The sequence below is a fragment of the Pseudomonas sp. PLB05 genome (genome assembly GCF_021106615.1).
Taxonomy (GTDB): domain Bacteria; phylum Pseudomonadota; class Gammaproteobacteria; order Pseudomonadales; family Pseudomonadaceae; genus Chryseomonas; species Chryseomonas benzopyrenica.
In genome coordinates this window covers 788678-802033 of the sequence record NZ_JAJOHO010000001.1, presented here as the reverse complement: position 1 = coordinate 802033, position 13356 = coordinate 788678, and the positions used below count along the sequence as shown (strand labels likewise).

General features: G+C 67.0%; 11 protein-coding genes. 8 read left to right on the top strand and 3 right to left on the bottom strand.

Annotation, left to right across the window (positions count from 1 at the left end; all coding sequences use genetic code 11):
- Positions 1 to 9: 9 nt before the first annotated feature.
- Positions 10 to 1002, bottom strand: coding sequence for a dienelactone hydrolase family protein (locus LRS53_RS03710; RefSeq protein ID WP_231354973.1), 993 nt, complete (start codon positions 1000 to 1002; stop codon positions 10 to 12).
- Positions 1003 to 1185: 183 nt separating this feature from the next.
- Here LRS53_RS03710 and LRS53_RS03705 point away from each other — a divergent pair, with 183 nt between their 5' ends.
- The 6 genes from LRS53_RS03705 to LRS53_RS03680 all read left to right on the top strand — a co-directional run bounded on the left by LRS53_RS03705 (position 1186) and on the right by LRS53_RS03680 (position 9934).
- Entirely contained in the window at positions 1186 to 2154 is a 969-nt protein-coding gene (locus tag LRS53_RS03705) for a helix-turn-helix domain-containing protein (RefSeq protein ID WP_231354972.1), read from the top strand.
- Positions 2155 to 2219: 65 nt separating this feature from the next.
- Positions 2220 to 3146: a SphA family protein gene (locus LRS53_RS03700; protein ID WP_231354971.1), complete on the top strand. Its 927-nt coding sequence runs from the start codon at positions 2220 to 2222 to the stop codon at positions 3144 to 3146.
- A gap of 10 nt (positions 3147 to 3156) precedes the next feature.
- Positions 3157 to 4374: an MFS transporter gene (locus LRS53_RS03695; protein ID WP_231354970.1), complete on the top strand. Its 1218-nt coding sequence runs from the start codon at positions 3157 to 3159 to the stop codon at positions 4372 to 4374.
- A 20-nt stretch (positions 4375 to 4394) separates the two neighbouring features.
- Positions 4395 to 5843 carry an amidase gene (locus tag LRS53_RS03690; RefSeq protein WP_231354969.1) on the top strand — a complete coding sequence of 483 codons (1449 nt, stop codon included), beginning with the start codon at positions 4395 to 4397 and terminating at the stop codon, positions 5841 to 5843.
- Between the two features lie 238 nt (positions 5844 to 6081).
- Entirely contained in the window at positions 6082 to 8550 is a 2469-nt protein-coding gene (locus LRS53_RS03685) for a PAS domain-containing protein (protein ID WP_231354968.1), read from the top strand.
- A 196-nt stretch (positions 8551 to 8746) separates the two neighbouring features.
- The gene (locus LRS53_RS03680; RefSeq protein ID WP_173147888.1) at positions 8747 to 9934 is read left to right on the top strand and encodes an NAD(P)/FAD-dependent oxidoreductase; all 1188 of its coding nucleotides are present in this window, start codon (positions 8747 to 8749) and stop codon (positions 9932 to 9934) included.
- Positions 9935 to 9969: 35 nt separating this feature from the next.
- Here LRS53_RS03680 and LRS53_RS03675 read toward each other — a convergent pair whose 3' ends face one another.
- Together LRS53_RS03675 and LRS53_RS03670 are read right to left on the bottom strand one after the other, a co-directional pair.
- Positions 9970 to 10971, bottom strand: a complete 1002-nt coding sequence (locus tag LRS53_RS03675) for a membrane dipeptidase (protein WP_231354967.1) — start codon at positions 10969 to 10971, stop codon at positions 9970 to 9972.
- Between the two features lie 65 nt (positions 10972 to 11036).
- The gene (locus tag LRS53_RS03670) at positions 11037 to 11297 is read right to left on the bottom strand and encodes a hypothetical protein (protein WP_160922747.1); all 261 of its coding nucleotides are present in this window, start codon (positions 11295 to 11297) and stop codon (positions 11037 to 11039) included.
- 259 nt (positions 11298 to 11556) lie between these two features.
- Between LRS53_RS03670 and cydP the strand changes: the two genes are divergently transcribed.
- Entirely contained in the window at positions 11557 to 11700 is a 144-nt protein-coding gene (gene cydP / locus LRS53_RS03665; protein ID WP_017641416.1) for a cytochrome oxidase putative small subunit CydP, read from the top strand.
- A gap of 32 nt (positions 11701 to 11732) precedes the next feature.
- Complete coding sequence (locus tag LRS53_RS03660) at positions 11733 to 13346, top strand: cytochrome ubiquinol oxidase subunit I (protein WP_231354966.1); 1614 nt, start codon at positions 11733 to 11735, stop codon at positions 13344 to 13346.
- Positions 13347 to 13356 lie beyond the last annotated feature (10 nt).

Below are 13356 nucleotides of genomic sequence, written 5' to 3'. Positions count from 1 at the left end.
GGGTCAGCCCTAGTTCACCAGGGCCTTGAGCGCCTCCAGGACATCCCGAGTGGCCTGCTGGGTCCCCGCCGTATCAGGCCCGACCTTGGGGCCCAGCACGACGCAGCTGTCCTGATAGGAAAAGACCTTGCCAGTCTGCTGGTTGATCAACTCGCCCTTGGCGTTCTCGGCGATCCGGCAGTCACGCACGGTCTGGCTGTCCTTCGCGACCACCACCGGACTCCAGACATAGGGATTGTCGAAGCCATGCTCGGCGTGGGGATAGGTATGAACCCGGAGGTCGGCGCCCTGCTGCTTGAGCGTCGCGAAATAGCCCTCGCAACGGGAATAGGGATCGTAGTTGTCGGCCAGGCCGTGATAGACGCGCAGCGGTTTGGATACGACCCTGTCCTGCTCACGAAAGGTGATCGAGCAGTCGGGATAGAACGACAGGTAGCCGGCGAACTGGAAATCCTGGCTTTTCCAGAGCTTGTCGAAGCGCGCCATGGCCGCATAGAGCGAGGCCTGCCCACCGCGGGAAAAGCCCATGAGGATGATCTTGCCTGGATCGATTCGCGGGTGCCGCGCGAGCAGGGCGCCGGCGCGATAGTCATCCAGAACGAGATTGAGCCGCCCCAGCTGGGCCTGGTCGGTGGCGGTGCGGGTGATGCCCCGGCCCGAGAAGCCATCCATGGCGAAGGTGGCGATGCCGACCTGATTGAACTGCCGCTGCCAATAGGTGATGTTGGCGCCCAGGCCTCCTGAACCATGCTGGAGGATCACCACCGGGACCTTGCCCGCGCCTGGCGGCAGCGACAGCACGCCACCGAGCAGGACCTCGGTACCGCCTTTGTCCCCCGTCAGGAATTGCTGATCGCTAAGGGTCAGCGAGGTGAAGGTCAGCACCTCTTGCCGAGCGGGGATATCGGTTGCCGGCGAGGTGGCGGCACAGACGGTGGCACAGGTAAGGCAGGCAATGGTCCCGAGCGCGGGGCGCAAAGATCCAGAGGACAGATGGCGCATCGGCTGCATCCTTCTTGTGGGGTCCTCCCAGGGTAGCCAATCAACGGCGCCCTGCTGCGGAGGCGGTGAGCAGAACCCGCCGCACTAGCCAAATTTGGCACCTTTGCCGCGCACTCCCGCCTTGAGGTACGAAACTTGTAGCTCCCGCGCCAACGGCCCTTTGCTACCCAAAAGGTTTCCTAAATGCACCAAGACGGCTCCCTCGCGTTACCGCCGCGCGTCCGGCATCGGTATACCGGTGACATCGACGAGCACGCGCTCTGCGTCGAGGGCTGGCGCATGCAATACGATCAGCTGTCCGCGGGCCGCTTCCAGGGCGAACTCAGCGACCTCTGGCTGGACGACATCAGCCTGCTGCGGGACAGATCCAACCAGGCCATGCTCAAGAGCGGCGAGGCCCAGGGAGAAACCCTGACCTTCAGCCTGCCCATCCGCAACGCTGGCGCCCTGCACTGCGCCGGTCATACCCTCCACGAGGCCCAGTTGCTGGTGGCACGCGGGGACAACCTTCCGGAGTTGCGTACCCCGGCCAATCTCGAATTGCTCTGCATCAACCTGCAGGAAGCCGAGATGGCGCGACTGCTGGCCTGCCAGCACAGCACCCTGGGCGTGCGCGACCTGCCCGGCTGCTATCGGCTACCGGTGGGGGGTGCCTATCTGGAGTTGGCACGGCTGGCCCAAGAGCTCTTCACCCCCGAGGCGCAGATCCTGACCTGGCTGGCGCAGCCGCGCGCGCGCGCCATGCTGCGCGACACCGTGCTGATGCACCTGCTCGATCTGCTCGACACCGGCGAGCCCCACGAACTGGCACCGAGCGCTCGACTGCGGGTGATCCGGCGGGCACGAGAGTACGCCCTGGCCCATCCGGATCAGCCGCCCAGCATCCTCGAACTGTGCAATAGAGTCGGCGCCAGTCGCCGCAAGCTGCAGTACTGCTTCCAGGAGACCCTGGGCATCAATCCGCTGGCCTATCTGCGTACCTTGCGCCTCAATGCGGCGCATCGCGCCCTGCGCCGGGGCGCAGGCGAGTCGGTGCAGGACGTCGCCGCCCAGTGGGGCTTCTGCCATCTCAGCCGCTTCGCCCGCGACTACCAGACGCTCTTCGGGCAACTGCCCTCCACCACCCTCAAGGCCGCCGGGCAAAAGTGCTGAATCTGGCTAACGGCGGGTAACGGCTTTCCCTCAGGCTGGACTGGCCAATAAGAAGAGGGAACTCCATGAACGTTACCCGTCCGCTTCACCTCCTCGCCGTCGGCTTCGCCGCCCTGGGGATGACCGCAGCAAGCCACGCCACCGAGAACGGCTCGCCCACCACCGCCTTCGGGGTCTACAACTTCGGCGCCGGCTTCACCCCGCCGCCCACGCCCCACGGCACCCTCGGGCTGCGTGCCAACTACTACCGCGCCACCTCCCTCCGCGACAGCCATGGCCGCGACAACGGCAACGATTTTTCCATCGATGTGCTGTCCCTGGGCCTGGCCTATCTGAAGATGACCGATAACCGGGTGCTGGGCGCCCGCTACGGTTTCGGCGGGGTGGCGCCCTTCTTCAAGATGGACGCGGACCTCACCGTCAAGGCCAACGGCGTGCCGGTGTTCTCCGACAGCGCCGACCTTTTCCGCCAGGCCGACTTCCAGGTGATTCCGCTGATCCTGCAGTGGGAGCCCTCGCGCAACCTGGGGGTGAACTTCTGGTTCCAGGTGCAGGCGCCCACCGGTGACTACGACAAGAATCGGCTGGTCAATCCAGGCACCAACCACTGGACCGTCTCGCCGATGCTCAACCTGAGCTACATCACCGACTCGGGCTTCGAGGTGTCGTCCAGCTTCCAGACCGATTTCAACAGCCGCAATAACGCCACCGACTACCGCAGCGGCACCGAATACCGCCACGAATTCGCCGTGGGCCAGCACATCGGCCCCTGGACCCTAGGCCTGGGCGGCTACTACTACCGCCAGCTCACCGACGACGACGCCCCCGGCCTCAGCCGTGGCAATCGTGCCCGGGTACTGGCGCTGGGCCCGGCGCTGAGCTTCTTCCAGCCGGGTCTGCCGCCGGTCTGGGTGCATTTCTACAAGGACATCGACGCCCGCAACCGCGCCGAGGGCTACACCCTCGCCGTGCGGCTCTCCCACAGCTTCTGAGGATCCGACCATGACACTCAAAGCCTCCTCCAGCCCCTTGGCCGGTTGGCGCCAGGGCGCCGTACTCCTGCTCGGCAGCAGCCTGACCATCATGGGTTCGGTGATGGTCGCCCCGATCATTCCCAAGCTGGGCGCCGAATTCGGCCCGGTCGAACCTCGTGCCGAGCTGCTGATCCCCCTGGCGATGACCGGCCCCGCCCTGGCCATCGCCCTCTTCGCGCCCCTGGCCGGCTGGCTGGCCGATCGCCTGGGTCGCAAGCGTCTGCTGGTCCTGGCGACGCTGTGCTACGCCGTGCTCGGCATGCTGCCGGCACTGTTGCAGTCGCTGCCGGCCATCACCCTCACCCGTCTGGTCTTCGGCCTGGCCGAGGCGGCGGTGATGACCTGCTGCGTGACCCTGATCGCCGACTACTGGCAGGGCAGCAAGCGCCTGGCCTATGTCAATGGCCAGGTCATCACCATCAGCCTGGTCGGCTCGCTGTTCTTCGTGGTCGGTGGCGCGCTCGGCGAGCATTCCTGGCGCACGCCCTTCTATCTCTATCTGCTGCCGCTGCTGCTGGTGCCCTTCATGTTGCGGCTGCTGTGGGAGCCCAGCCGCGCCAGCGCCCAGAGCCACGTCGATGAAGGCCCCCAGCACAGCGCGCCGCTGCCGCTGATCGTCAACTACCTGCTGGTCTTCGCCGGCATGGTGCTCAGCGTGGTGGTGCCCATCCAGAGTCCGCTGCTGCTGGTGCAACTGGGCGTGACCTCCAGCACCCTGATTGGCGCCTCGGCGGGCCTTGGCCTGCTGGCGACCCTGGGCGGGCCGCTGCTATGGCCGCTGCTGCGCCGCTGGTGGGGCCTGGCCGGCTGCAATGCCGTGCTGTTGGCCTGCATGGGCATCGGGCTCTGGCTGCTGGTGAACGCCCGCAGTTACGAAGCCGTGCTGGTGGCGGTGACCATCCACGGCCTGGGCGTCGGCATGCTGGTGCCCAACACCATGGCACCGGTGATGGGCGCCCTCAGCGCCCGGGCCCGGGGTCGCGGCATGGGCGGCTATACCGGCTGCCTCTATTTCGGCCAGTTCGCCAGTCCCCTGGTGGTGGCCGCGGTCCTGCCCTTCTCCGGCGATCTACACCTGGCCATCCGCGCCCTGGCCAGCGCCGCCCTGGTCGCCGCCCTCGCCTGGGCCGCCGTCGGCCTACTGCGACGCAAGACCGCCCTGCCGACCCCGTCGCGCTCTTCCTGACTTCTGCTCGAGGATCTTCCATGCATAGCCTACAACCCCTACTGGACACCCAAGACGGCCACGGCCTGGCGACGCTGCTGCGGCAGCGCGAGATCACGGCGAGCGAGCTGCTCGAAGCGGTCATCGAACGCCTGGACACCGTGGAACCCAGCCTCAATGCCGTGAGCGAACGGCTGTATGACCAGGCCCGCGCGGCGGCCAAGGCACCGCTCGACGTCGATGCGCCCTTCGCTGGCGTCCCGACCCTGGTCAAGGACCTCTTCACCCCCCTCGCCGGGGCCCGCATGACCAATGGCTCCCTGGCCCTGGGCGAGGTGCGGCCGGATTTCGATTGCGAACTGGTGACCCGCCTGCGGCGGGCCGGCTGCCTGTTCCTCGGCACCACCACTTCGCCGGAATTTGGTACCTCCTACAGCACCGAGTCCCGCCGCTTCGGCGCCACCGCCAATCCCTGGAATCCCGCCCACAGCGCCGGCGGCTCCAGCGGCGGCGCGGCCGCCCTGGTCGCCGCGCGAGTGGTGCCCTTCGCCCATGGCAACGACGGCGGCGGCTCGCTGCGAGTGCCGGCGTCCTGCTGCGGGATCTTCGGTCTCAAGCCCAGTCGTGGCCGGATGCCTTCCGGGCCCATGGTCGGTGAAGGCTGGGCCGGCATGGGCACACCCCATGCCATGAGTCTGTCGGTGCGCGACAACGCCCTGCTGCTGGATGCCACCGCCGGTGCCGATCTGGGCGCGCCCTATGCCGCTCCGGCCCACGCCGTCCCCTTCGCCAGCCTGCTGGAGCGCGATCCGAAACCGCTGCGCATCGCCCTGGTCGAGCACCTGGCGCCCTGGCCGAGCGGCCCCGAGGCCCTGGCCGCGGTGCGCCACACCGCCCGGCTGTGCGAAAGCATCGGTCACCACGTCGAGCCGGCGACCCTGCCGGTGGACCTGCCACGCTTTCTCGACCAGGTCTTCGACATCATCGGCCCCAGCACACGCCACTACCTGCAGGTGCTGGGCACCCTGCGCGGTGCCCCGGTCAGCGAAGAGGAGCTGGATGCACGGACCCGGGTGATCCTGCGCGAGCGGGGCGACATCCCCGCCCATCGCTACGCCGCCGCGGTCGAAGGCCTGCACGCCCTGGGTCGCACCCTGGCCGGTTTCCTCACCGACCATGACCTCATCCTCACCCCGACCCTGACCCGCGAGCCGCCACGCCTGGGCGAACTGGACGGTGGCAACGGGGAGCGTCCGCTGGCCGAGGCCATCGCGGCCTTCCACAGCTATTCGCCCTTCACCGCCCTGTTCAATGCCAGCGGCCAGCCGGCCATGTCGGTGCCGCTCTGGTGGACCGGCAATGGCCTGCCGCTGGGCAGTCACTTCGCCGCGCGTTTCGGCGAGGAAGGGACCCTGCTGGCGCTGGCTGCCCAGCTGGAACGCGCCCAGCCCTGGGCGGACCGGCGGCCGCCGCTGGCGGGAATCCGCTGACCGTCGGCGCTCGACCCGCCACCCCGGCCGCACGGCAACGCCGGCGGCGGCCGCGGGCCAGACACGGAGATGCCCCTCGCAACTTAGCGGGCATCCCGTCCCCCGCTTCGCTTGGATGCTCGCTATACTGGCCGCGCACGGCCTGTGACGAATCCCTCTGGCATCGGTGCTGGAGGCTTCAGTTTGTCGCTCGCCATCTTCCCTGCGTGCCCGGGTAGGGCACCGTACGAGCGACCCGATGAGCAGCCTCCCCTCGACTCCAGTCCCCTCGTACGCCCTGACCCAGGACCTCGAGCTCATCGCCGAGATCGCTGCGGTGCCCAGGATCCTGGACGTGGTCTGCCGGATGACCGGCATGGGCTTCGCCGCCGTCGCCCGGGTGACCGACCACCAGTGGATCGCCTGCAGCACCCTCGACCTCATCGGCTTCGGCCTCCAGCCCGGTGGCGAGTTGGAACTCAAATCGACCATCTGTGACGAGATCCGCGACCATCGCCAGCCGGTGGTGATCGACGACGTCGCGCTGGACGACCGCTACCGTCACCATCACACGCCCCGGCGCTACGGCCTGCGCAGCTATATTTCGGTCCCCATCGTGCTGGACGATGGCAGTTTCTTCGGCACCCTCTGCGCCATCGACCAGCGACCGGCCACGCCGAGCAGCCCCGAGATACTGGCGGCCTTCGAACTCTTCGCCGGCATGATCGCGCTGGAGATCGGCGCCCAGCGCCGCTTCCTCGCCGCCCGCAACGTCCTGCACAGTGAGGGCTTTTCCCGCAGCCTGCTCCAGGCCAGCCTGGATTGCGTGAAGGTGCTCTCCGCCGGCGGGCACATCGAGTTCATGAACACCCAGGGCCTGGAGCTGAACCAGCTGCGGTCCGTCGACCAGGTCATGGGCCGCGAGTACGCGGCGCTCTGGCCGGACGAGGAAGTCGAGAAGATCCGGCACGCCGTCGCGCGTGCCGCTGCCGGCCAGACCACCCGGGTCGAGGGCTTCTGCCCCACGGCCCGTGGCGAGCCGCGCTGGTGGGAGGTGTCCTGCTCGCCTTTCGCGGTGGCCGGCACCGGCGAGGTGAAGATCGTCTGCATCTCCCGCGACATCAGTAGCCGCATCCTCGCCCAGCAGGCGCAACAGGCCCGAGCCGAAGCCATCGCCGCGCTCAACAGCGAACTGGAGCAGCGCATCTCGGAGCGCACCGCTGAGCGCGATCAGATCTGGAACTGTTCGACCGATCCACTGTGCGTGGCGGACCTCGAGGGCTTCTTCGTCAACCTCAATCCGGCCTGGCAGCTGACCCTGGGCTGGTCGCTCGAAGAACTCAGGGCCCAGCCATTCCTGGCCTTTGTCCATACCGACGACCTCGTTGCCACGCGCCAGGCGTTCCGCGACGTCACGCAGGGCATTGCGCTGGTCGGCTTCGAAAACCGCTACCGCCATCGCGACGGTTCCCACCACTGGTTTTCCTGGAATGCCACGCGCAATGGCGAACTGATCTACGCCACCGTGCGCGACGTGACCCAGCAACGCCAGCAGACGCTGGATCTCGCGGCCGCCGAGGACGCCCTGCGCCAGGCGCAGAAGATGGAAGCCATCGGCCAGCTCACCGGCGGCGTCGCCCATGACTTCAACAACCTGCTCACGGTCGCCCGTACCTCCTGCGACCTGCTCAAGCGCCCGAACCTCAGCGAAGACCGCCGCGAGCGTTACCTGGAGGCGATCTCCACCACCGTGGATCGCGCCGCCAGATTGACCGGCCAGCTGCTGGCCTTCGCCCGCCGCCAGACGCTGGCACCTGAGGTGTTTTCCGCCCGGGAGAATGTGCTGGCCATGAGCGACATGCTGGAAACCCTGCTCGGCTCGCACGTCGGCATCGAACTCGACCTGAGCGACGACCCCTGCCTGGTCTATGCCGACCCCAGTCAGTTCGATACCGCCCTGGTGAACATCGCAGTGAACGCCCGCGACGCCATGAGCGGTGCCGGCCGCCTGACCGTCAGCGTCAGCACCGTCGCTTGCATCCCGGCCAACGCGGCGCAGCCCGAACTCGCCCTGCCGGCGGTGGCCATCGCCCTGACGGACAACGGCAGCGGCATCGCCCGGGAGCACCTGGAGCAGATCTTCGAGCCCTTCTTCACCACCAAGCGAGTGGGCCAGGGCACCGGTCTCGGCCTGAGCCAGGTGTTCGGCTTCATCAAGCAATCCGGTGGCGAGGTACGGGTCACGAGCGAGATCGGCCGCGGGACGACCTTCCACCTCTATCTGCCGGTCGCCCCAACGACCGGGCAGCCGTCATCCCTCAATGACGCCACGGCAACGGCCGACGGCGGCGGGATCACCGTCCTGGTGGTCGAAGACAATCTCGAGGTCGGTACCTTCGCCGTCGATCTGCTGAGCGATCTCGGCTACCACGCCGTGCTGGCCGTAACTGCCGAGAGCGCCCTCGCCTTGCTCGCCGACCAGCCAGGCCAGTTCGACGTGGTCTTCTCGGATGTCGTCATGCCCGGCATGAGCGGACTCGAACTGGCCATCGAGATCAGACGCCTCTATCGCGACCTGCCGATCCTGCTGACCTCCGGCTACAGCCAGGTGCTGGCGACCAATGGCGCCCAGGGCTTCGAGTTGCTCCACAAGCCCTACTCGGCGGAAGCCTTGTCGCGCCGGCTGCAGGGAATCCTGGCCGAGCCCGAGACGCATCTGGCGACCTAGCACGGTCCCGGCAACGCTGAGGCACTGGCCCACGCTCAGGTGACGACCGCCCTGCGCCGCCCGCGGCGACCGCGCAGGAGCGGGCGCGACGGAGCACCAGGGCGGGCCGACAGCGGCCACCCCTGCAGCGCGGGCGATCAGGTAACATGCGCCGCCGCGGGCCGATGGCCCCCTATCTGCAGGCAAGGAGTCAAGAGTGTTCGATACCCAGGTCATCATCATCGGGGCCGGCGCGGCCGGTTTGATGTGCGCCCTGAGCGCCGCGGCGCGCGGGCGCCAGGTGCTGGTACTCGATCACGCCAACAAGGCGGGCAAGAAGATCCTCATGTCCGGGGGCGGCCGCTGCAACTTCACCAACCTCTATTGCGAGCCCGCTAACTTCCTCTCGCAGAACGCGCATTTCTGCAAATCGGCTCTGGCGCGTTTCACCCAATGGGATTTCATCGCCCTGGTGGCCAAGCATGGCGTGCCCTACCACGAGAAGAAGCTCGGCCAGCTGTTCTGCGACAACAAGGCCAGCGACATCCTCGCCCTGCTGCTGGACGAGTGCGAACAGGGCGGCGTCGACATCCGCCTCGATACCTCGGTGCAGGAGATCACCCGCCTCGACCCAGGCGGATATCAGCTGCAGACCAGCCTGGGCCCGGTGCGCGGCGAATCCCTGGTGATCGCCACCGGCGGCCTGTCGATCCCGACCCTGGGCGCCACCGGTTTCGGCTATCAGGTCGCCCGCCAGTTCGGCCACCAGCTGCTGCCGACCCGCGCCGGCCTGGTGCCCTTCACCATCACCGATCCCCAGCTGAAGGAATTCTGCAGCGCACTGTCCGGCACGGCGGTGGAAGACTGCCGGATCAGCTGCAATGGCCAGAGCTTCGTCGAGAATCTGCTGTTCACCCACCGTGGCCTGAGCGGTCCGGCGATCCTGCAGATCTCCTCCTACTGGCAACCGGGCGACACCCTCAGCATCGACTTGCTGCCCCACCTCGACCTGGTGCAATGGCTCGCCGAACAGCGCCAGGCGCGCCCCAACAGCGAACTCAAGACGCTGCTGGGCGAGCTGTTCACCAAGAAGATGGCTACCCTGCTCGCCGACAGCTGGTTCCAGTCCAAGCCCTTGAAGCAGTACACCCCCGACGAACTCAAGGCCATCGCGGCGCGGCTGCACGACTGGCAGCTGATCCCGGCGGGCACCGAAGGCTATCGCACCGCCGAGGTCACCCTGGGCGGCGTCGACACCCGCGAGGTCTCGTCCAAGACCCTGGAGTCGCTCAAGTCGCCTGGCCTGTACTTCATCGGCGAAGTACTGGACGTCACCGGCCATCTGGGCGGCTTCAATTTCCAGTGGGCCTGGGCTTCGGGCTACGCGGCGGCGCAGTACGTCTAGGCCAAGAGACCTGGGACAGCGCCCTGCACCGGGACTCAGGTAACCGCAGACGGCCAGGTCTGGCTCGCGATGCGCAAGAAATTCCCGCCCAGAATGGCGTCGATGTCAGCGGCGGCGTAGCCCCGACCCGCCAGTTGGCGTACCAGTTCAGGGAGCGCCTCGGGTTGCAACTGGGTATGACCGTGAGGCTGTCCATAATGACGCGTCGGCCACCAGTCTTCCGCGTCGACGCCCGCAGGAAGGTCATGGTCGGCAGGGCACAACTCGGTATCCAGTCCAATGCCGATATGCCGGGTTCCGACTCGTTCCGCCAGGTAGTCGATCTGGTGGATATAGCTGGCCACCGACGCCTCGGGATCACCCAGAAAGATGCCCAGCCCGGTCAGGCCGATCACGCCATCCTGTTCCGCGCAGGCGCGGATCTGCCGATCGCTGATCGTCCGGGGATGATCATGGAGCGCCTTGATGTTGGTGTGGGAGAAGACCACCGGCCGGGTCGAGACCGCCATGATCTCCAGGCTGGCACGCTCGCTGGCATGGGAACAGTCGAGGGTGATGCCCGCGGCATTGCCGGCCGCCACCATCTGGCGACCCAGCGTCGTCAGACCGCCGCCCTCACCATGGCAACCCCCGGCGCAGGCGTTGTCGCGGTTGTAGGCGAGCAGCATCTGGCGTACCCCGAGGGCGGCATAGAGCCCGACCATCGCCGGGTCGTCGAGCAGCATGGTCGAGCCTTCGAGATCGAAGGAAACGGCCAGTTTGCCCTGTTCGTGCGCCCGGTGGAGGTCGGCCACCTCGCCGACGAGACGGAAGTGCGCGTCATGCCGGGCCAGCCAGGCACGGAAGCCGGCGAGGGTTTGCAGCACCGTCGTGAAAGGCGTCATGTCCATGCCGACATTGATCGACACATGATGGAAGCCGGCGTCGCGATAGCGACTCAAGCCAGACATGTCCTGTCCCGGCACCAAGGGCAGGCAGGCATGCGCCTCCCAGCGTATCGGCTTGAGGCCTGTTGCCATGGCCGCGACAGTCTGCATCTTCGTCCCCCTCCACACGTCTCGAGGGGTTCAACATAGCATGCAGACTGGGGCCGGCCTCGGCGCTAGCCGACATTCACGCCTCGCAGCAGCGCCGGATCCACGGCCCGCGCCTGATAGCGCACCGCGGCCTGGCCATAGGCCTGGGGATCGAGCACCTGGTCCCAGCGTGCCGACGCCTGCTGCTGAACCGCCACGACCTCGGCGTGCGCCGCCTTGGGTTGCAGCGCCGCCTGGGCGCGTCTTTCATTGATCTCGGCGGCCATGGCGGTATAGCTGGCGGTGCTGAGCAGGGCGAGTGCGGCCATCTTGTTGAAGACGTTCATGGTGGATTCTCCGGTCTTGAACATGGGGGCTGGCGTCACCGCGGAAGCGGTCCGGCGTCAGTCACGGTGCTACCTTGCGCCCGGGCGTCTTAACGCTGTCTTAACGCCTCTGAACCCGACCTGAACGGCTGCGACAACCTGCCCCAGGCGATGGCCACTGGCCAATTGATCTGGATCAGTTTTGCCCAGGGCCAGCAGGCGCATCCTGCATGCAGCCGCCACTCCGCCCTGGAGGGGCGCCACGGCTCGCGAGGTCGCCATGAACGGACGCCTGGTCAAAGAACTCTTGGTCATCCTGCTGATCAAGCTGGCGCTGCTGATGGTGATCAAGAGCCTCTGGTTCAGCGCCCCCACGGTCCCGCCCGACGCCACCCAGGCGGTCAGCGCCCACCTGCTGGACTAGCACCCTTTCCCCCTTCTGAGGAGATTGCCGGGATGATCTCGGAATCCGTCGTGGACCTGTCACGCCTGCAATTCGGCATGACCGCGCTGTATCACTTCATCTTCGTGCCCCTGACCCTGGGGCTGGTGGTGATCCTGGGAATCATGGAGTCGGTCTATGTGATGACCTGCAAACAGGTCTACAGGGACATGACCAAGTTCTGGGGCAAGCTGTTCGGCATCAACTTCGCCCTGGGCGTCACCACCGGCCTGACCATGGAGTTCCAGTTCGGCACCAACTGGGCCTACTACTCCCACTATGTCGGCGACATCTTCGGCGCGCCCCTGGCCATCGAGGGCTTGATGGCCTTCTTCCTCGAATCCACCCTGATCGGGCTGTTCTTCTTTGGCTGGGACCGGCTGTCCAAGGGTCAGCACCTGCTGGTCACCTGGCTGGTGGCCCTGGGCTCAAACCTCTCCGCCTTGTGGATCCTGGTGGCCAACGGCTGGATGCAGAATCCGGTCGGCGCCGAGTTCAACTACGTGACCATGCGCATGGAGCTGGCCGACTTCGGCGCCCTGCTGCTCAATCCCGTTGCCCAGGTGAAGTTCGTCCACACCGTGGCCTCGGGCTATGTCACCGGCGCCATCTTCGTGCTGGCGATCTCCAGCTACTACCTGCTCAAGGGCCGCGACATCGGCTTCGCCCGGCGCTCCTTCGCGGTGGCCGCCGCCTTCGGTACCGCCGCGGTCATCTCGGTGATCGTGCTAGGGGACGAATCCGGCTATCGCGTGGGCGAGGTGCAGAAGGTCAAGCTGGCCGCCATCGAAGCCGAGTGGAACACCGAGGAAGCCCCGGCCTCCTTCACCCTGTTCGGCATCCCCAATCAACAGGAGATGCGCACCGACTACGCGGTGAAGATCCCCTACCTGATGGGCCTGATCGCCACCCGCTCCACCACCGAACAGGTCACCGGCATCAAGGATCTGGTCAGCCAATACGAGGCCCGCGTCCGCAATGGCGCCCAGGCCTACGCGCTGCTGGAGCGACTGCGCGCCGGCGACGACTCCGCCGCCACCCGCGCCGCCTTCGATGCCCACAAGCAGGACCTGGGCTATGGCCTGCTGTTGAAGAAATACGTCAACGATCCTGCCACGGCCACCCCCGAGCAGGTCCGTCAGGCCGCACGGGACACCATTCCCGGCGTCGCCAGCCTGTTCTGGACCTTCCGCATCATGGTCGCCAGCGGCGTGCTGATGCTGGCGCTGTTCATCTGCGCCTTCTGGGCCTCGACCCGGCGCAACGAGCTGAAGAAGCCCTGGCTGCTGAAGTGGGCCCTGTTCAGCCTGCCGCTGCCCTGGATCGCCACCCAGACCGGTTGGTGGGTGGCCGAGCACGGTCGCCAGCCCTGGACCATCAGCGAGGTCCTGCCCACCCACCTGTCGGCCTCGACCCTGGCCCCGGCCGATCTATGGGGCTCCATCGGCGCCCTGGTGACCTTCTACACCCTGCTGCTGATCGTGGAGATGTACCTGATGATCCGCTTCGCCCGCCTCGGCCCGAGCAGCCTGCACACCGGCCGCTACTTTCACGAACGGGCTGCCCAGGTCGACGACGCCCTGCGCCAGGCCGCCACCGCCAAGCCCGTCGCACCGGCCAACGCCTGAGGAGACTGCC

Bases quoted from the DNA above. Each gene is read 5' to 3' on its own strand.
- LRS53_RS03710 (WP_231354973.1), bottom strand. From the start codon at position 1,002: ATGCGCCATCTGTCCTCTGGATCTTTGCGCCCCGCGCTCGGGACCATT.
- LRS53_RS03705 (WP_231354972.1), top strand. From the start codon at position 1,186: ATGCACCAAGACGGCTCCCTCGCGTTACCGCCGCGCGTCCGGCATCGG.
- LRS53_RS03700 (WP_231354971.1), top strand. From the start codon at position 2,220: ATGAACGTTACCCGTCCGCTTCACCTCCTCGCCGTCGGCTTCGCCGCC.
- LRS53_RS03695 (WP_231354970.1), top strand. From the start codon at position 3,157: ATGACACTCAAAGCCTCCTCCAGCCCCTTGGCCGGTTGGCGCCAGGGC.
- LRS53_RS03690 (WP_231354969.1), top strand. From the start codon at position 4,395: ATGCATAGCCTACAACCCCTACTGGACACCCAAGACGGCCACGGCCTG.
- LRS53_RS03685 (WP_231354968.1), top strand. From the start codon at position 6,082: ATGAGCAGCCTCCCCTCGACTCCAGTCCCCTCGTACGCCCTGACCCAG.
- LRS53_RS03675 (WP_231354967.1), bottom strand. From the start codon at position 10,971: ATGCAGACTGTCGCGGCCATGGCAACAGGCCTCAAGCCGATACGCTGG.
- LRS53_RS03670 (WP_160922747.1), bottom strand. From the start codon at position 11,297: ATGAACGTCTTCAACAAGATGGCCGCACTCGCCCTGCTCAGCACCGCC.
- cydP (WP_017641416.1), top strand. From the start codon at position 11,557: ATGAACGGACGCCTGGTCAAAGAACTCTTGGTCATCCTGCTGATCAAG.
- LRS53_RS03660 (WP_231354966.1), top strand. From the start codon at position 11,733: ATGATCTCGGAATCCGTCGTGGACCTGTCACGCCTGCAATTCGGCATG.